The following is an 18,616-nucleotide window of genomic DNA, read 5'->3' as shown; positions in this document are numbered from 1 at the left end:
CAGCAAGCAGCAAGCAGCAAGCAGCAAGCAGCAAGCAGCAAGCAGCAAGCAGCAAGCAGCAAGCAGCAAGCAGCAAGCAGCAAGCAGCAAGCAGCAAGCAGCAAGCAGCAAGCAGCAAGCAGCAAGCAGCAAGCCCCAAGCCCCAAGCCCCAAGCCCCAAGCCCCAAGCCCCAAGCCCCAAGCCCCAAGCCCCAAGCCCCAAGCCCCGAGCCCCGAGCCCCGAGCCCCGAGCACCGAGCCCCGAGCGCAACGCCGCCGCTCGTCCAATCCCTCCCGTTGCGTCCCGCGATCTGCCGCCACCGTCACCGGCCGACATGGCGCATGTTCACGTCGGACGACAAAAGCACACAAATCTGATCAATCCCTCCGAGCGTTTCTTGTAACGATTCGTAATATCGCGCCGCCGAGCGTTTCTGACAGACGAACCGTTGAATCCGCATCCGTTTTCCATGCAACAAGTCACGACGACAAGCCCGCCGCCGATCCTGGCGGCACCGGTAGATGCCATGCTGCACGCCGTGATCGATGAGGTTGTCCACCGGAGCGTGTCGGAAGCGACGACGCGCAGCGGCTACATGCGATGCGCTGACTATGCGATCGTCGGCGCGCAGGTGCTGACGCTGCTGACCGGCAAGCCTTATCGGCCGTTCGCGGGTGGCGAGGTGCTGGATTTCGGCGACGGCAACCTGTATGCGCTGTGCACGACGCGCGAGCGGCGCCGCACCGCGCGGCATCTGTCGCAGCTGGCGAGGTATCACTGCTGGATCGAGGCGCGTCACGACGATATCGGCGGCCGCACGCGCAAGGAAATCGTCGATTTCACGCTGCGCCACGACGAGACCGTGGCGAGCAATCTGGGGATGCCGTTCGCGCGCGCCCACCAGGCGTATTTCTGGGGCTGGGACGACGAACACGCGGTACCGGCCGAGCTGCACGATCATCCGGTCTTCGCGAAACAAGGCCCCGTGTGGCGCTGGGCCGAGCGTGAGTGCACGTCGCTGCTGCGCGCCTACGAGCGCGAGCGGCCGGGCTATTTCGGGCGTCAGGTATCGCGTGCGATCGATCTGTTTGCCGATCGCGTGGAAGGGCTTGGCTGACCGCACGCCCGCATCGGGCGAATCGCGGCAAGGCTGCCTGCCACGACGGCGTGAGCCAGGGAGGGAGCCCGGCGCGCTTGCGCACCACCGGGCGTGAGTGAAGTTTCCAGGCGAGACGCCGTGCGCGGCGGCGCGAGCCGGTCGATCCGTTGACCGGCGGCCGCCGCCACGATCATCGGGCAGCCCTGGCGTTCATCACTTGTTCGCCAGCGTGCCGGCGCTGTTGGCGCCGCCGAACAACTGCGTCAGGTACTTCGTGTTCGAGTTCATCTTGGCCATCAGCGAGTTGAGTGCCGTGAACTGCGCCTGGTACTGCTTGGTCAGCTGGTCGGCGTAGTCCGTCAGGTCCGACTGCTGCTTGGTGACGCGCTTCAGATCGGCGTTCAGCGCGTTCGTGCGCACGTCGATCATCCCGTCTTTCTTCGTGAACGGTGCGATCTGCTCGGCCAGGTGCGCGCCGATCCCGTTCTTCGAGTTGAACAGGCGCGCGACGCCCGCCTGGTTGGACGACAGCGCGCTGTCGAGCTTCGCGCTGTCGATTTTCAGCGTGCCGTCCTTCTCCAGCGTGATGCCGAGCGACATCAGGTTCGTGTGCCCGTTGCCGTTCTCGTTGGGGACGCCGAGCGCGACGCTCGACGCGAGCGAGTTGCGGATCGTGTTCAGCGTCGAATCGCCGATCAGCGCACCCTGCGAGTTCGCGCCCGGCGTGAAGCTCGTCAGCGTGCCCATCGTCTTGACGACGGTGTTGTACAGGTTCACGAAATTCGTGATCGTCGCCGCCTGCGCCTTCGTATCGGTGCTGATCGTCAGCGTCTGCGGCCCGGTCGCGTTGATCGCGTCCGCCGACAGGTTCAGCGTGACGCCGGTCAGCACGCCCGACACCGCGTTGCTCGCGCTGGTCGATGCGATGCCGTTGAGCGTGAACTTCGCGTCCTGCGCGGCGGTGCTCTGCTGCCACGCGGCCGCGCTGTTCGCCGACTCGATCTTCGATGCGCCGCCGGACGTGTCGGCCGTCGACTTGACGCCGAGGCTCGACAGCCCGTTGTCACCGGACAGGTCGCCGACCGCGACGCTGATCGCGTTCGCCGAGCCGGTCTTCGTCGACGAGAGCACGAGGTGCGAGCCGTCGGTGCCCTTGATGACGGTTGCGCTGATCCCCGGGTTGTCGGACGCGGAGTTGATCGCGGCCGCAATGCCCGACAGCGTGTTGTTCGTGCTGCCGACCGGGACCTTGAACGACTGGCTGCCGAGCGACAGCGTCAACGTGCCGGTGCCGAGCGCCTTGCTCCCGTCGAAGCCCGACGACGCGAGCGCCTGCGAGGTTGCGATCTGCGTGACGCCGACCGTGTAGGTGCCGGCAACCGCCCCGACGCCTGCGGTTGCGGTCAGGCCCTTGCCGCTCGCGACTGCGTTGAACGTCGACTGCAGGGCGCCGTTCTTCAGCGACGCGAGGCCCGCCTCGAGCGCGCCCAGCGCCGACGACAGCGCGCCGAATGCGGAAATCTGCGTCGTGTTGGTGGCTTGCGTCGAGGTCAGCGCGGCCGCGCGGCCGGCCGTCTTCGCGTTCACCAGCACCTTGACGAGCGCGTTGATGTCCGACGTATTGCCGGTCGAGCCGCTGATGATCGATTGCACCGCCTGTTGCATCACGCTGTTCGAGTTCGCGCTGCTGTTCACGGGCGTGTTGATTGCCATGGGTGGTCTCCGGTTGGAAAGCGATCCCGTGACGAGCGGCTGCCGGGACGGCCTGCGGCGATTCGCCTGCAGGCCGCGTCCGGCGAGACGCGTTCCGGGGTTCACGGGAATGTCGGGAAAACGTAAGGACGTGCGCTATCGTATATTTAAATCGGAATTTATTGGTAATTTTTTGTAATGCATGTTGAGAAAAATGCAGACGAGAATGCCGTGATGTCGTGTGGGCTAAAGGTTTGCGATTTTTTGCCGTTAACACATCGTTTTGATTGAATTTATTAAAGGCGCTTTGCCGACATTGAATACTGACCGGCGGCGTGAATGTTTGATCGGATTCTTGCGCTGACGCTGCTAAACATCGCGTCGATCGACGGTGGGCGAAAGGTGTTCTGCGTGCGGGTATCGGGCTGAAATCCTTGTCCAACAGACATATCCGCCACGGGCGACCTCAATCCGCATGCCCGCGGAACGCTTTCTTTTACCAATGCGCATTTCCAGGCCACGCGCCTTTGCCCGGAACAGGGGGCTTTGCCGGCTGGAAATAATGTCGAGTTTTCCGCTTAATTCATTGATAACGGTTGCTGCACGGAACGTGTCGTCGAATAACGATTGCGATACGTTGGTGTGGCCTGTTCTCGCCAATTGAAGCTTTTATATCGACTGGATACGGAAGCCGGATATGAGAGCGGGCGGTTTTCATGTTCTTGAAACATGATGGCAGGTCCATTTGACCGGATTCGTTGCTGCTGCGTCACGGCCTTGTTTCGCATGATTGTCCACTTAAACGAGACAGCGAATCATATTTCGGCGGATTGATGATTTTTGGGGAGACAGTAGACTGCATCCGTGCTTCGCCAGAACCGATCCGGAGCGCACCAAAAACGGTGCGACTGGGTGGATTCTTCGGCGGCGGGCCAGCCGGCTTGCTGTTCGATTGTGCGAGGAGTGGTTCGTTGCCGACCTGGCGCGCCGATTCGGCGCGTATCGGCACCGGATGCATCAAACCGTCAATTCAAGGGTGATTGCCATGCGTTACGTTTCACTGGAGTCGAAGAAGGACGAGCTGCTGCTGGCGGCTCGCGTGCTGATGATGATCCTGTTCGTGCTGTTCGGCTGGCAGAAGCTGAGCGGCTTCTCGGGCACGGTCGCGTACATGGCGTCGACGGGGAACCCGGCGCCCGAGCTGGCAGCCGCGATCGCGGTCGGGGTCGAGCTGGCCGGCGGCCTGTTGATCGCGATCGGGTTCTATACGCGTCCGCTCGCACTGGTGTTCGCGGCCTATACGCTCGCGACCGCGCTGATCGGCCATCGCTACTGGGCGCTGCAGGGGATGGAGCAATACATGGCGATGATCAACTTCTACAAGAACGTGAGCATCATCGGCGGGCTGCTGTTGCTCGCGCTGACAGGCCCGGGGCGGTATTCACTCGACCGGAAGTAAGGCAGTACGAAGTTTCCCGCAGGTGTGACGGCCCGGTGCGTGCGAGCGCACCGGGCTTTGCTTTCTGGCGGCGATCGCGGTGTGGCGGCTCCGCAGATTGCACGCGCGCACGGGCGGCCACGCGGTGCGTCGACGTCGTCGGCGGAACCGGCGTCGTCCCGGCGGACGGTGCGCCGCGTCGGGCGTCGGTCGCAGCGAACACGACGCACGCCCGTCGCGGGGTTACCGACCTGCCACCACGATGGTCCGGCTGTCATACTCGGCTATTCTCCCGACGACCATGGCGCGAACGTCGAACGCGACCTCGCGCACTCCCAAGTCACTTGAATTGCCGCCCATGCCAAACCCGACCGCGTCGACCGACCTCCCCACCATTCTCCTCATCGGCGCCGCAGGCCTCCTCGGCCGCGCGGTTGCCGCCTCGTTGGCCCGCGAATCGTCACTGAACCTCGTCGCGACCATCCGGAACCCGCAAGGCGCAGGCGCAAAACGCCTCGCACTGCCCCCGGACAACCTCGCCGAACTCGACGTCCTCGACGAGCCGGCCCTCGAACACCTGTTCGCCACCCGCCAACCGGCCGCCGTGATCATCTGCGCGGCCGAACGCCGCCCCGACGTCTGCGAACGCGACCCTGCCGGCGCCCGCGCGATCAACGTCACCGCGCCGGCCCGCATCGGCGCGCTCGCCGCGCGCTACGGGGCATGGACGCTCGGCATCTCCACCGACTACGTCTTCGACGGCAAGGCGGCCCCGTACACGGAAGATGCCGCGCCGAATCCGCTGAACATCTACGGCCGCACGAAGCTGGAAGGCGAGGCGGCACTGCTCGCCGCATCGCCGCTGTCGTGCGTGCTGCGCCTGCCGCTGCTCTACGGCCCGATCGTCGACTGGAGTGAATCGGCCGTCACGAGCCTCGTGCCGGCGATCGTTGCCTCCGCACGGCCGGGCGCCGACGCGGTCGGCATGGACGCATGGGCGATTCGTTACCCGACGTATACGCCGGACGTCGCGGACGTCATCCGCGACCTGACGCTGCGCCATCTCGCGGGGGCGTCGATCACGGGCCTCCGTCACTGGTCGGGCGAGGAGCCGATGACGAAGTACGACATCGCGCGGCGGATCGCGGCCGCGCTCGGCATCGACGCCGCGCTCAAGCGGATCGATCAGCCGACCGACGCAACGCCGCGCCCGTACGATTGCCATCTGGACGCATCGCGCGTGCGTGCGGCCGGGATCGATCACGCGACGCCGTTCGATGTCGCGCTGCGCGCCGTGCTGCGCGACGCTCCGCAGGTGCTGTAGGATCGGGCGCCACTCGCGGCCCGCGCCGCCCGCGCCACGCATGTCGTTCGCGAGCGAGCCCGACCCGCACCTCATCGCCCACCCAGGAGCCCAGCCATGCAACTGAAATGGCTCGAAGACTTCGTCGAACTCGCGCGCACGCGCAGCTTCACGCGCGCAGCGGAGAACCGCTTCGTCACGCATCCGGCGTTCGGCCGCCGCATCCGGTCGCTCGAGGAATGGGTCGGCACGCGCCTGATCGCCCGCACGAAGCCGCTCGAACTGACGGCGGCCGGCACCGTGTTCCTCGATGCGGCGTCGAACGCGCTAGACATCCTGCACGGCGCGCGCACGCAACTGCAGGAAGCATCGCCGGTGCTGGAGAACAACCTCCGGATCGCCACCGGCCGCACGCTCTCGGCCACCTTCTTCCCCGACTGGTACGACGAAACGGTTGCGCGCGCAGGCTTTTTCACGGCGACGGTATCGACCGGCAGCGCGGAGGAAGCGATCCTGCAGCTCACGGCCGGCGATGCCGACATGCTGATCGTCTATTCGAGCCCGCATACGCGGCTGCTGATCGATCGCGACCGCTTCGACTGGCTGTCCGTCGCGCGCGAGGTGCTGGTGCCGGTCAGCGCATTCGACGCGCGCGGCACCGTGCGCTACCGGCTGCCGGCCGGGCAGGCGCCGGTGCCGTGGCTTGCGTTCGCGCGCACGCTGACGCTGCGCGCGGTGCTCGCGCGCCATCTTGCCGAAATGCCGAACCGCCCGACGCTGCGTCCCGTGTACCAGGCCGATTCGTATGAAGCGATTCTCGCGATGGCGCGTCGCGGGCTCGGTCTCGCGTGGCTGCCGCAGCGGCTCGTCGCCGACGACGTGCGGCGCGGCGAGCTCGCGATTGTCGGCGGCGCCGACTGGCAGATCGGCTTCGACATCGCGCTATACCGGCGCCGCAACGATCCGCACCCGGTACTGGATGCGATCTGGCGCACCGCGCCGTCACGCGACGACGGCGCGGATTAGCCGCGCCGGACAGCGGTTCCGGCGCCCGCGCGCCGATCGGCACGATTGCGTGCCGAAACGGCACGAACGCCCGCCCCGCGTTGCCTACACTCCGCGCTTGACTGGCCCGAACGGCCGCCGGCCACGCCGCGCGCCGTCTTTCAAAATCCTGACGGCCAGCATTACCGGAGGAGCACAGGGATGATCCGCAACACGCACGCCGCGACGCCGGCCCCGCACAACCCGTGGCGCGAGATCTGCGCCGCGAGCATCGGCAACGCGCTGGAGTTCTACGATCTGCTGATCTACGGCTATTTCGCGATCGTCATCGGCCAGCTGTTTTTCCCCACGCACGACGCGGCGACTTCGCTGCTGCTGTCGGTGGGCACATTCGGCATTTCGTTCGTCACGCGCCCGCTCGGCTCGATCGTGCTCGGCAGCTATGCCGACCGCGCGGGCCGCAAGGCATCGCTGACGATGTCGATCGGCCTGATGATGCTCGGCACCGCGATGATCGCGTTCGCGCCGACGTATGCGCAGATCGGCATTGCGTCGCCGCTGCTGATCATCGTCGCGCGGATGCTGCAGGGCTTCTCGACCGGCGGCGAATTCGGCGCGGCGACCGCGTTCATGGTCGAGCAGGCCGATGCGAAGCGGCGCGGCTTCTTCGCGAGCTGGCAGATGTCGACGCAGGGGCTCGCGACGGTGCTCGCGGCCGGCGTGTCCGCGCTGCTGAGCCTGCTGCTGACGACCGACCAGCTGCATGCGTGGGGCTGGCGCGTCGCGTTCTCGGTCGGGCTGCTGATCGGCCCGGTCGGGCTCTACATCCGTCGCAACATCGACGAACCGGCCGATTTCCGCCGGCTCGGCGAGAAGGGGCGCGCGAAGTCGCCGCTGCGCGACGTGTTCGCGCGCGATCGCGCGAACCTGCTGCTCGGCGCGGGCGTCGTCGCGACGGCCACCGCGTTCAACTACGTGCACAAGCTGTACATGCCGACATACGCGGTCAAGCAGCTGCATATCCCGGCCACGTCGTCGTATCTCGGCGCGGTCGTCACGGGCGCGATGCTGATGGTCGCCGCGCCGGTCGTCGGCCACCTGTCGGATCGTTTCGGCCGCATCCGCGTGATGCTGATCGCGCTGATCCTGGTCGGCGTCACGACGTGGCCGCTGTTCGTGATGTTGAACCGCTATCCGACGGTCGAGACGTTGCTCGCGGTGCAGGCGCTGGTCGGCCTGCTGATCGCGGTGAGCCTCGCGCCGCTGCCGGCGCTGCTCGCCGACATCTTCCCGACGAGCACGCGCGGCACGGGCCTTGCGCTGTCGTACAACTTCTCGGTGACGCTGTTCGGCGGCTTCGCGCCGCTGATCGTGACCTGGCTGATCGACGCGACGCACAACAAGCTGGCGCCGAGTTTCTACGTGATGGCCACAGCCGTGCTCGGGATCACGTCGGTGATTGCGCTCGGCCGCCGGATGCGCGGCGCGGCCGCCGCCACCGTGCCGTCGACACGCGCGACCGAGGCGTGACGCGCCGGCCCCTGGCCCGATTCCGGCGCAACCGGCCCACGCAGGCTGCGCCTTTCCCGAACCCTGTTGATCCTTTCCGACATGACCACGCTTGAAGCCATCCGCGCCGCATTGCCGGCCTATCCGATCGAAGTGGCCTTCCCCGACATCGCGCGCTGGCGCGCGGGCAATACGGGCATCGACTATCTGCACACGTTCGACAGCGGCCGGCCCGGCAAGCACGTGATGATCCTCGCGCTGACGCACGGCAACGAAGTCAGCGGCGCGATCGCGGTGGACACGTTGCTGGCCGCGGGCCTGCGCCCGGTTGCGGGCCGCCTGTCGCTCGGCTTCGGCAACGTCGGCGCGTACGAGCACTTCAGTGCGGAGAACGCCGATGCGACCCGCTACCTCGACGAGGACATGAATCGCGTGTGGACGCCGGCCGCGCTCGACGGCGCGCGCGACAGCCGCGAGCTTGCGCGTGCGCGCGCGATGCGTCCGCTGCTCGATACGGTCGACCTGCTGCTCGACATTCATTCGATGCACGAAGCGTCCGCGCCGTTGATGATGACCGGGCCGCTCGAGAAGGCGATTGCGCTGGCGGCCGCGATCGGCACGCCGGAGCACGTGATCATCGATCGCGGCCATGCGAACGGCACGCGGCTGCGCGATTACGGCGGCTTCGGCGATCCGGCCAGCGCGAAGAATGCGCTGTTGATCGAGACGGGCCAGCACTTCGCCGCGAGCGCACGCGATGTCGCGCTCGACAGCGCGGCGCGCTTCCTGCTGCATGCGGGTGTGGTCACACGCGACGACGTCGCGGCCTTCCTGACGCAAGCCGCGCCGGCGCGGCAGAAGTTCGTCGAGATCACGGAGCCGGTCGTCGCGCGTTCGATGGATTTCCGGTTCTCGCAACCGTTCACGGGGCTCGAAGTGATCGAGAAAGCCGGCACCGAGATCGCGCGCGACGGCGACGAGGTGATCGTCACGCCGTACGACAACTGCGTGATCGTGCAACCGTCGATGCGCCATCTCGGCGTGAACGTCACGATGATGCGGCTGGGGCGATTGCTGGATCGCTGATGCCGCCTGCGGCGGGCTGCCGGGCCGCAGCCGGCGGTGCCGCTCATGCGATGAGCTGCGCGCTACACCGCATACGATTCACGCACCGGTGCGGCGTGCGTCCCGAACGCGGTCGCGGCAGGCGGGCGGGCATCGAGCGCTTCCTGTAGCGGCGGCGCGCCGTCGTCGTCGCGGACGATGAACGTCGAAATCATCGTGACGAGCTGCCTGCTCTGGTCGTCCAGCGACTGCGCGGCGGCGGCCACTTCCTCGACGTACGCGGCGTTGTGCTGCGTCGCGCGATCCATCTCCGACACGGCCTGATTGACCTGGTCGATGCCGTGGCCCTGCTCGGTCGACGCGGCCGCGATTTCCTCCATCAGGTCGGTCACGCGCGAGATCGCCTGCATGATCTCGGCCATCGACGCGCCCGCCGCATTCACGAGCGCCACGCCGCCCCGCACGCGATCCACGGATTCGTGAATCAGGCCGCGGATCTCCTTCGACGCCGCCGACGAGCGCTGCGCGAGCGAACGCACCTCCGACGCGACGACCGCGAACCCGCGCCCCTGTTCGCCGGCCCGCGCCGCTTCCACGGCGGCGTTGAGCGCGAGGATATTGGTCTGGAACGCGATGCTTTCGATGATGCCGACGATTTCGGCGATCCGGCCGGAGCTGGCGTCGATGCTGCCCATCGCGTCGACCACCTGCGAGACGACCCCGTTGCAGCGTTCGGCGACCCGCACGGCCTGCACCGCGACCTGGCTCGCCTGGCGTACGTTGTCGGCGTTCTGGCTGACCCGCGACGAGAGTTCCGCCATGCTGGCCGCCGTCTCCTCGAGCGACGCCGCCTGTTGTTCGGTGCGTCGCGACAGATCGAGATCGCCGGCCGAAATCTGCGCGGCCGCCGACGCGATCGAGTCCGCGCTCGTCTTGATGCCATTGATCGCGCCCGACAGGTTCGCCTGCATCCGCTTCATCGAATAGAGCACGCTGCCGCGATCGTGCGGCGCGGTCACGATGGCGGCCGTCAGGTCGTTCGCCGCGATGCGCCCGGCAATCTCGACCGCATAGCCGGGCTCGCCGCCCATGGTGCGGACGATGCCGCGATTGATCACCACGACGATGCTGCCCATCACCAGCGCGATGGCCGCGCAAATGCCGAGGCTTTTCGCCAGGCTCGCGTAGAACGCGGCATCGATGTCGTCGACGAACAGGCTGGTGTTGATGATCCAGTCCCACGGCTGATAGGTGTCGATGAACGCGACCCGTACGGCGTCCGTCGTGACCCCGGACGTTTCCTTCGGATAGTCGAAACGCTGGAACCCGCTGCCGGTCTGTCGCGTTGCGTCGATCTGCGCCTGGATGATCGCGGCGACCTTCGGGCTCAGTTCGTTCAGCGACTTGTTCTGGAGCGACGCGTCGAACGGATACATCAGCACCACGCCCTTCGAATTCACGATCGAGAAATAGCCGTAACCCGCTTCGCCGTAGCGCATGCCGCGGATGACGTCCATCGCCTGCCGTTGCGCGTCGTCGACGCTCAGCGCGCCCGAGGCGGCCCGCTTCGCGAACGTGTCGACCGTGGCGAGCGCGATCTGCGTCGCATGAACGAGATCGAGCTTGCGTTCCTCGAGGCGCATCTCGCGGCTCCGGTACGCATCGGTGACGGACAGCAGGACCAGGCAAAGCAGGCTCAGCACCAGCGGCAACGCGAGCCGCTGCTTGAATGACAGCTTCATTGTCGTGAGATCTCCTCGTTGTTGTCGATGTACCGGTCGTCACGGGCCCCGACCCGTCCGGTCGCATGCGATGGGCGTTCGTCGCGCGCCTGCATGCTTCGTGTTGCCCCTGCGGCGAAGAAGGGGGCATGGAAGCCCGAATACGGTGATACGCAGCGCGGCCGATGCTACTGAGCGCCACGTCGGGCGGTCAATCGTGAGCGGTTGCGCGTTCCGTACATTGGCGCCGACGGCGTGACGATGCGTTTTCGTCGGAGAACGGATGGCTCGTTCGGACTGCAAAGGTGGCGTGCCATGGTGCACCTCGTGCCGCGTACGGAAAAGGGCCGCGGGCGCCGCACGCCGAATCGTCATCTGGATGAACGTGTGCCCGATGGAGCGCCGAGAAGCCGTCGCTCGGTGCGCCGGTCGTCGGGATTTCCCCTGATTGTCCAGATCGTTTCGCGTCCTTCGATTTTGATGTACGGAACCGTTCCGGCGCGCGCGTTGTTCTTCCTTCGGAGGGCGAATCTAATGCTTTCCACAAACAGCCCCACTTACGGAGGAGACCGCCATGTTGCACCCGACCATTCGCCGCCTGTTGCGCACCTCGATCGCCATCGCCTGTTGCGCGCATGTTCCCTTGTCGACGGCGGGCGAGACGATCAAGCTCGGGCTGTCGGTGCCGCTGTCCGGCTCCGGTGCGCCGTGGGGCGTCGGCGCGGACTGGCTGTGCCGCAAGGCGGCCGCCGAGATCGCGGCGTCGGGCGGCGTGCGGGTCAAGGGTCAGACGGTCAACTTCGAGTGCGTGACCTACGATAACAAGTACAACGCGGCGGATGGCGCCAAGGTCGCGCAGGCGCTGGTCAACAAGGACGACGTGAAGTTCGTCGCGGGCAGCATCGGCACGGCGCCGGTGCGCGCACTGCAGTCGCTGACCGAGCGCAAGGGCGTGCTGTTGTTCACGACCGCGTGGGGCGCGAGCATCAAGGGGCCGAACTATCCGCTGACGTTTACGCAGATGAACACCACGCTCGAGATCGCGCGGCCGCTGACCGGCTTCATCGCGAAGACGCACCCGATCAAGACCGTCGCGTTGCTGAATCCGAACGACGCGACGGGGCAGGAAACCGAGAAGATCGCGCGCAAGGCGTGGGAGGCGGTGGGTGTCAAGGTGGTGTCGAGCGACTGGTACGAGCGCGGCAGCAGCGAGTTCCAGCCGGTCGCGGCGAAGCTCAGCGCGCTCAAGCCGGACGGCATCGATCTGTGCTCGACACCGCCGGCCGATGCGGGAATCGTGTTCAAGGAGCTGGGCGGCCTCGGCTGGAACGGCGTGAAGATCGTCGAGGTGGGCACCGGCGCGAGCGGGTTGATCGCGACGGGCGGCAGCGCGGTGCAGGGCGTCTACCTGGGGGCGGCGGTGAGCCTCGACGGGGCGTCCGCGACCGCGCACCAGCGCGCGCTCGACGACGGCGTGCGCAAGGCGACCGGCGATTCCATCAACGCGGTGCAGATCGGCATCTACGACGCGGTCTATGCGCTGAAGGCGGCGATGGAGAAGGCGCAGAGCACCGCGCCGGCCGATGTCGCGAAGGCGATGGGCGGCGTGACGTTCACGTCGTTCTACGGCGGCCAGTCGGGGTTCGGCGGCAAGGCGGTGTACGGCTCGCCGCAGCAGATGCTGTTGCCGGTGATCGTCACGCAGCTCAAGGACGGCAAGCTCGTGGAAGTCACGCGCATCGCGTCCGGCGAGCTGCGCTGAGCGTGGCCGCCCCCAACTTTTCGATGCAGGCGGCTTCATGCAGACGCTTCTCCAGTTGATCTTCACCGCGCTGCAGATCGGCGCGGTCTACATTCTGTTCGCGCTCGGGCTGACGCTGATCTTCGGCGTGCTGCGCATCGTCAATTTCGCGCACGGCCAGTTCTTCACGCTGTCGGCGCTGGTCGTGTCGGTGACGGTGCCGTGGTTCGCGAGCGGCGGCCGGCCCGTGTGGCTCGCGTACGCGATCGCCTGCGTGCTCGGCGTGATCGTCACGTCGGCGTTCGGCGCGCTCGTCTACGAGGCCGGCTTCAAGCGCGTCGAGCGCGACATGACGGGCTCGTTCATCCTGTCGGCCGGGCTCGTGCTGATGGTCGAGGGCGGCTTCATGAAGCTGTTCGGCGGCGGCGTGCGCCCGGTGCCGCCGCTGATCGACGGCAACGTCGACGTGCTCGGCGTCAGCATCGCCGCGCAGCGCCTCGTGCTGTGCGGCGTGGCCGCGGCGCTCACGCTGCTGGTGACGCTGGCGCTCGGCGGCACGCGCTTCGGCAAGGCATTGCGCGCAGTGTCGATCGACCACGAGGCCGCGATGCTGCAAGGCATTCCGTACCGGCGCATCGCGTTTCGCGGCTTCGTCGCGGCCACCGCGATCGGCGCGGTCGCGGGCGCGCTGATCGCACCGGTGGCCGCGGTCACGCCGACGCTCGGCGACGCGTATCTGGTCAAGGGCTTCATTGCCGTCGTCATCGGCGGGATGGGCAGCGTGCCCGGTGCGATCCTCGGCAGCCTGTTCATCGCGTTCGTCGAGAGTTTCGTCGGCTTTTATTTCGATCCGTCGGTCGCGAGCCTCGCGATCTTCGTCCTCGTGATGGCGGTGCTGCTGGTTCGACCGAAGGGGCTGCTCGGCCATGAATGATCGTTGCTTTCGTTACGGGTTGCCGGCCGCCGTGCTGGCCACCTTGCTGAGCGTCGCCGCGGGTTCCGGCTACGCGGGGAACCTCGTGATCTGGATCGCGATCGCGGCGATGATGGCGAGCAGCCTCCGCTTCGTGCTGCTGATCGGCGAGCTCAATTTCGCGGTCGCCGCGTTCTTCGGCCTCGGCGCGTATGCGAGCGGCGCCGCGACGACGCTGTGGCAACTGCCGTTCGCGATCGCGCTGCTCGCGAGCGGGGTCGTCGCGCTGCTGGTCAGCGCCGTGTTCGGCTACGTGACGCTGCGCGTCAAGGGCCCGTACTTCCTGCTGATCGGGTTCGCGTTCACCGAGGCGCTTCGCATCCTGTACACGCGTTCGGAATGGCTGGGCGGCAACTCGGGGATGGTGGGCATCTTTCCGCCGGCGCTGCTCGGCGACTGCTTCCCGACCTTCGTGGTGGCGGTGGCGGGCGTGCTGATCCTGCTGCTCGCGTGGATCGAGCACTCGCACGTCGGGCGCGTGTTCGTCGCGATTCGGGACAACGACAATGTCGTGCGTTCGGTCGGCATTCCGGTACATGCGATGAAGGTGCTGTGCTTCTGCATCGCGTCGTTCGTCACCGGCATCGCGGGCGCGCTGCAGGCGTTTTCGAACAATGTGATCAGCCCGCTCGACTTCGGCTTCATGCTGTCGACGTTCGCGCTCGCGTACCTGAAGGTCGGCGGCGAACGGCACGCGCTCGGCCCGGTGGTCGGCGCGGTGCTGCTCGTGCTGCTCGCGAGCGTCGCGCAGCGCTTCGGCGGCGGCGAGCAGATCTTCTACGGCGCGGCGATCGTGTTCGGCGTGCTGTTCATGCCCGATGGCGTGACGGGATGGCTGGCGCGCCGCCGCACCGTGCGCGTGAAGACGGCGCTGCCGTCGGTGACGGGAGACGTGCGATGACCCCGATGAACACGCCGTCGGTCCGGCTGCGCGCGGAGGGCCTGTCGCGACGCTTCGGCGGGCTGCTGGCCGTGTCGGACCTGAGCCTCGAGATCCGCGAGCGCGAGATTCTCGGGCTGATCGGCCCGAACGGCGCGGGCAAGAGCACGACGTTCAACCTGCTCAGCGGCTTTCTCGCGCCGAGCTGCGGCCGGCTGGAGATCGGCGGCCACGACATGACCGGCCGCGCGCCGGAGACGATCAGCCGGCACGGGCTCGTGCGGACCTTCCAGCACGGCAGCCTGATGCGCACGATGACGGTCGAGGACAACATCCTGATCGGTGCGATCGGCGGCATGCGCGGGACGAGTCACCGCGCACGCGCGCGGCGCGTGCGGGAAACGGCCGAGCTGGTGGGGCTGCAGCAGGTGCTCGGCGACACCGCCGGCGACTTGCCGCACGGGCTGCAGCGGTTGGTGAGCATCGCGATCGCGTTCGCGTCGCGACCACGCCTGCTGTGCCTCGACGAGCCGCTGACGGGCCTGAACCAGACCGAGGTGGCCGCCGTGCTCGAGACGTTCCGCACGATTCGCGATCGCTTCGACACGTCGATCCTGCTCGTCGAACACAACATGAAGGCCGTGATGCGTACCTGCGACCGGCTCTACGTGCTGCATCACGGTAAGTTGCTGGCCACCGGCACGCCGGCCGAGATCCGCGAGGATCCGCACGTGCTGGCCGCCTATCTGGGGAACGTGAATGTCGACTGACGCGCCCACCCTCGAGGTGACCCACCTGAACGCGGCGTACGGCGTCGTGCCCGCGTTGCATGGCGTGAGCCTGCGCGTGATGCGCGGGCAGGTCGTCACGCTGATCGGCGCGAATGGCGCCGGCAAATCCACGCTGTTGAAATGCGTGAGCGGGTTGCTGCCCGCGGCGCACGACGCGATTCGGCTGTTCGGCCGCGCGGTGGGCGGGCTGCCGCCGAACGCGCTCGTCGGGCATGGCCTGGCGATGGTGCCCGAAGGGCGCCGGCTGTTCGGTCCGATGACCGTGCGCGAGAACCTCGAGCTCGGTGCGTACAGCCGGCGCGACACCGCGGGCATCGCGCGCAGCATGGCGCGCTGCCTGTCGTTGCTGCCGGACCTGACGGCGAAACTCGACAAGCCGGCCGGGTCACTGAGCGGCGGCCAGCAGCAGATGGTCGCAGTAGCGCGCGCGCTGATGGCCGAACCGAAGCTGCTGCTGCTGGATGAGCCGACGATCGGGCTCGCGCCGGCCGTCGTCGACCACATCGCACGGGTGGTGCGCGAAGTCAGCCGCGATGGCGTCGACGTGCTGCTGGTCGAACAGAACGCGGAGATCGCGCTCGGCATCGCGGACTACGGCTACGTGCTCGAAGGCGGCATGGTGGTGGCGCACGGGCCGGCACAGGACCTCGCGGCGAACGACGACGTACGACGGGCGTACATGGGGATGTAGCCGGCGGCGCGCGCCACTCATGTCGAGCGGCGCGCGGCCGGTGGAACGGAGCGGGCTCGGAGCTGCGCGTGCGGCAGCCGGATCGGCCGTCATGCGACGGCGCTCGTGCCACCCGTCAACGCCGGCAGCACGAATCCCGGTTGCTCACGCAGGCTTGTGGAACGCGCAAAGCTTGTTGCCGTCCGGATCGCGCACATAGGCGAGGTAAAACGCGCCGAACGGCGTGCTCCGTTCGCCCGGCGGATCTTCGCAGGTGCTGCCGCCATGTGCCAGGGCGGCGGCGTGAAAGGCCTCGACCTGCTCGATGCTGCCGATCGCAAACCCGATGGTTCCGCCATTGGCGATCGAGGCCGGCTTGCCGTCGAGCGGCGACGTGATGACCAGCAGGGCATTGTCGTGCTGGTACACGATACGCGGCGAGTTGAAGTCGATATCGGCGCCCGGCGCCGCACCGACGACGGTGAGCACGGCGTCATAGAATTTCCGCGATCGTGCAAGGTCGTTGCTGCCCAGGTTGACATGGCTGAACATTATTTTGGTATCCAGATGGTAGGCAATGAGTGGAGGCTGGGGGGATGCGTCACGCACGGGCCTTCGGGGTTCCGGCGTGCCGGCCGATCCAGCCGGCTCCGTACGCGCCGCCGCCTGGCGCGTGTGCTCAGAGCTTGGCCTTGAAGAACGGGCCGAGCCTGGACATCGCTTCGCCGACCCAGTCCGGCTTGTCATACAGGCCGACGTGCGACGCGCCCGGAACGATGTGCAGGTGCTTGTCCTTGCTCGCGGCGCGACGGAACAGGTCTTCGCTGATCCAGCGCGTGCCCGCTTCCTCGCCGGCGACGAGCTGGATCGGCTGGGTCAGGAACAGTTCGACCAGGTGGAACGCATCAAACGTCACGAGCTGCATCAGGCTGCGCACTGGCGCGGTGCTCGGCGACGTGGCGCACTGCGCGCGCGGCGTGCGGTAATACTCGACCGCTTCGGCTAGGTCGGCATTCGGCGCGTCCGCCGCGGTCGTCGGCACGATCGGGTAGTAGACGGTATCGATGCCGTTCGCTTCGTCGGTACGGGTATTCGCGGCGTTCTCCAGTATCGCGAACGCGCCGCTCAGGTCGCTGCGGCCCTCCCAGCCATTGCGCAGGATCGCGCCGTAGTTGGTCGCGCTGACGGCGCCCACGGCCTTGATGCGGCGATCGGACAGTGCCGCGGTCACCGTATAGGCGCCGCCGGCGCAGATGCCCATCGCGCCGATGCGCTGCCGGTCGACATAGGGCAGCGTCGTGAGGTAGTCGACGGCCGCGCTGATGTCCTCGACACGCGCATACGGGTTTTCGAGCTGGCGCGGCTCGCCGCCGCTCTCGCCCTGACAGGACGCGTCGAAGGCGAGGGTGACGAAGCCTTCGGCCGCGAGCTTGCCCGCATAGATGGCTGCCGTCTGCTCCTTCACGCCGCCCGCCGGATGGGTGACGACGATGGCGGGATACGTGTTGCGCTCGTCGAAGCCGGCCGGGAAATACAGGTTCGCGGCCATGTCGATCGCGCTGTTCTTGAACGTCACGGATTGCATGTTCGGGGTCCTCTGCGGTGATTCGATCGTGAATCGGTAGCGGCATGTTAGTCCTTGAGGTGCGTACGAACCATGCTTTAAAGTACCTAATTCTTATTCGATCGTACGGATTTCGTGATGGATCCCCTTTCAGACGTGCTCTCGCTGCTCCAACCCCGGAGCCAGTACTACGCGGGCCTGGATGCCGCCGGCGCGTGGTCGTTCGACTTTCCGCCGCACGAGGGCGTCAAATTTGCCGCGCTGATGCGCGGCACGTGCTGGGGCGTGTCGGACGATCTCGAACACCCGATCCGCTTCGACGAGGGCGACTGCTTCCTGCTGAACCGCGGGAGCCGCTTCGTCCTGTCGTCCGATCCGGCGTTGCCGCCGCAGAACGCGGAACACCTGATGGACGCGATCACCCATAACCAGGTGGCGCTGCACAACGGCGGCGGCGAGGTGTTGCTCGTTTGCGGACACTTCGTGTTCTCCGGCAACCATGCCGCCGTTCTGTTCGATGCGCTGCCGCACATCATCGACATCCCGCGGGCATCGAGCCAGGCGGAGGTGTTGCGCTGGTCGCTGGATCAACTGGTCGCCGAGTTGCACACGCCGCAGCCGGGTGGCGTGCTGATGTCCACCTACCTCGCGCACGTGATGCTGGTGCAGGTGCTGCGGCTGTTTCTCGGGACATCGAACGCGCTGCCGAAGGGATGGTTTCTCGCACTGACCGATCGACACATCAGCCTCGCGATCGGTGCGATGCACGCGGAGCCCGACCGTGCGTGGACGCTGGAAGAACTCGCCGAGGTCGCACTCATTTCGCGCACCGTGTTTGCGCAGCGTTTCAAGGCATTGGTGGGCAGCACGGCGATGGACTACCTGGCGCGCTGGCGCATGCTGATGGCGGCGGGGCGGCTGCGCGACGGCAGCGAGAACGTGGCGTCGATTGCCTTCTCGCTGGGGTACAAGTCGGAAAGCTCGTTCAGTGCCGCCTTCAAGCGAATCATGTCGTGCTCGCCGACGCAATATCGGCGTCAGTCTCTGGTCGCGGCCAACGCGGGGCATTGATGCGGTGTGACTGCGGCGTAGTTGACGGCCGCAGCGTGCACGAGCAGGCCGCGCCGATTTCAATGTACGGCAACACGTGGCCGTCGCCGTTGATGCAAGCCTGCACGCGGATAT

General features: G+C 66.9%; 16 protein-coding genes. 12 read left to right on the top strand and 4 right to left on the bottom strand.

Annotated features, from left to right (window positions below; translation table 11 throughout):
- Positions 1-449: 449 nt before the first annotated feature.
- Positions 450-1,097 (top strand): hypothetical protein, encoded by a 648-nt coding sequence (locus tag G3N99_RS08175; protein WP_174933693.1) that lies wholly within the window; start codon positions 450-452, stop codon positions 1,095-1,097.
- Positions 1,098-1,292: 195 nt separating this feature from the next.
- Here the strand turns inward: G3N99_RS08175 and fliD are convergent, their stop codons facing one another.
- Positions 1,293-2,792, bottom strand: a complete 1,500-nt coding sequence (gene fliD, locus G3N99_RS08170; protein WP_174939111.1) for a flagellar filament capping protein FliD — start codon at positions 2,790-2,792, stop codon at positions 1,293-1,295.
- A gap of 1,024 nt (positions 2,793-3,816) precedes the next feature.
- On the opposite strand from fliD, the gene G3N99_RS08165 reads away from it, so the two are divergent.
- The 5 genes from G3N99_RS08165 (at position 3,817) to G3N99_RS08145 (ending at position 9,112) form a co-directional block, all read left to right on the top strand.
- A complete protein-coding gene (locus tag G3N99_RS08165) occupies positions 3,817-4,230 on the top strand; it encodes a DoxX family protein (protein WP_174933689.1) in 414 nt (137 codons plus the stop codon).
- Between the two features lie 337 nt (positions 4,231-4,567).
- Positions 4,568-5,533 carry an SDR family oxidoreductase gene (locus tag G3N99_RS08160; RefSeq protein ID WP_206122100.1) on the top strand — a complete coding sequence of 322 codons (966 nt, stop codon included), beginning with the start codon at positions 4,568-4,570 and terminating at the stop codon, positions 5,531-5,533.
- 96 nt (positions 5,534-5,629) lie between these two features.
- Positions 5,630-6,538, top strand: a complete 909-nt coding sequence (locus G3N99_RS08155; protein WP_174939115.1) for a LysR substrate-binding domain-containing protein — start codon at positions 5,630-5,632, stop codon at positions 6,536-6,538.
- 180 nt (positions 6,539-6,718) lie between these two features.
- Positions 6,719-8,047 (top strand): MFS transporter, encoded by a 1,329-nt coding sequence (locus tag G3N99_RS08150; RefSeq protein WP_206122099.1) that lies wholly within the window; start codon positions 6,719-6,721, stop codon positions 8,045-8,047.
- A gap of 81 nt (positions 8,048-8,128) precedes the next feature.
- Positions 8,129-9,112 (top strand): succinylglutamate desuccinylase/aspartoacylase family protein, encoded by a 984-nt coding sequence (locus tag G3N99_RS08145; RefSeq protein WP_206122098.1) that lies wholly within the window; start codon positions 8,129-8,131, stop codon positions 9,110-9,112.
- Positions 9,113-9,174: 62 nt separating this feature from the next.
- Here the strand turns inward: G3N99_RS08145 and G3N99_RS08140 are convergent, their stop codons facing one another.
- A complete protein-coding gene (locus G3N99_RS08140) occupies positions 9,175-10,833 on the bottom strand; it encodes a methyl-accepting chemotaxis protein (protein ID WP_206122097.1) in 1,659 nt (552 codons plus the stop codon).
- A gap of 553 nt (positions 10,834-11,386) precedes the next feature.
- On the opposite strand from G3N99_RS08140, the gene G3N99_RS08135 reads away from it, so the two are divergent.
- From G3N99_RS08135 to G3N99_RS08115, 5 genes are read left to right on the top strand one after another with little or no spacing between them, the layout of a single operon-like run.
- Complete coding sequence (locus G3N99_RS08135) at positions 11,387-12,574, top strand: ABC transporter substrate-binding protein (protein WP_206122096.1); 1,188 nt, start codon at positions 11,387-11,389, stop codon at positions 12,572-12,574.
- A 37-nt stretch (positions 12,575-12,611) separates the two neighbouring features.
- A complete protein-coding gene (locus tag G3N99_RS08130) occupies positions 12,612-13,487 on the top strand; it encodes a branched-chain amino acid ABC transporter permease (protein WP_206122095.1) in 876 nt (291 codons plus the stop codon).
- Positions 13,480-14,427, top strand: a complete 948-nt coding sequence (locus G3N99_RS08125; RefSeq protein WP_206122094.1) for a branched-chain amino acid ABC transporter permease — start codon at positions 13,480-13,482, stop codon at positions 14,425-14,427. The genes G3N99_RS08130 and G3N99_RS08125 overlap by 8 nt, the downstream gene beginning before the upstream one ends.
- Positions 14,428-14,432: 5 nt before the next feature.
- Entirely contained in the window at positions 14,433-15,176 is a 744-nt protein-coding gene (locus G3N99_RS08120; RefSeq protein WP_206122102.1) for an ABC transporter ATP-binding protein, read from the top strand.
- Entirely contained in the window at positions 15,166-15,888 is a 723-nt protein-coding gene (locus tag G3N99_RS08115) for an ABC transporter ATP-binding protein (RefSeq protein ID WP_206122093.1), read from the top strand. The genes G3N99_RS08120 and G3N99_RS08115 overlap by 11 nt, the downstream gene beginning before the upstream one ends.
- Before the next feature lie 144 nt (positions 15,889-16,032).
- Here the strand turns inward: G3N99_RS08115 and G3N99_RS08110 are convergent, their stop codons facing one another.
- Both G3N99_RS08110 and G3N99_RS08105 read right to left on the bottom strand, forming a co-directional pair.
- Positions 16,033-16,419 (bottom strand): VOC family protein, encoded by a 387-nt coding sequence (locus G3N99_RS08110; RefSeq protein WP_206122092.1) that lies wholly within the window; start codon positions 16,417-16,419, stop codon positions 16,033-16,035.
- Between the two features lie 127 nt (positions 16,420-16,546).
- Positions 16,547-17,452, bottom strand: coding sequence for an alpha/beta hydrolase (locus G3N99_RS08105; protein ID WP_206122091.1), 906 nt, complete (start codon positions 17,450-17,452; stop codon positions 16,547-16,549).
- 117 nt (positions 17,453-17,569) lie between these two features.
- Here G3N99_RS08105 and G3N99_RS08100 point away from each other — a divergent pair, with 117 nt between their 5' ends.
- Entirely contained in the window at positions 17,570-18,502 is a 933-nt protein-coding gene (locus tag G3N99_RS08100) for an AraC family transcriptional regulator (RefSeq protein ID WP_206122090.1), read from the top strand.
- The last annotated feature ends 114 nt before the right edge of the window (positions 18,503-18,616 follow it).

Origin of the sequence: Burkholderia sp. Ac-20392 (assembly GCF_017104585.1) — a bacterium.
Classification (GTDB): domain Bacteria; phylum Pseudomonadota; class Gammaproteobacteria; order Burkholderiales; family Burkholderiaceae; genus Burkholderia; species Burkholderia lata.
The sequence above is the reverse complement of the archived record's forward strand: the minus strand, read 5'-3'. Positions and strand labels throughout refer to the sequence as shown.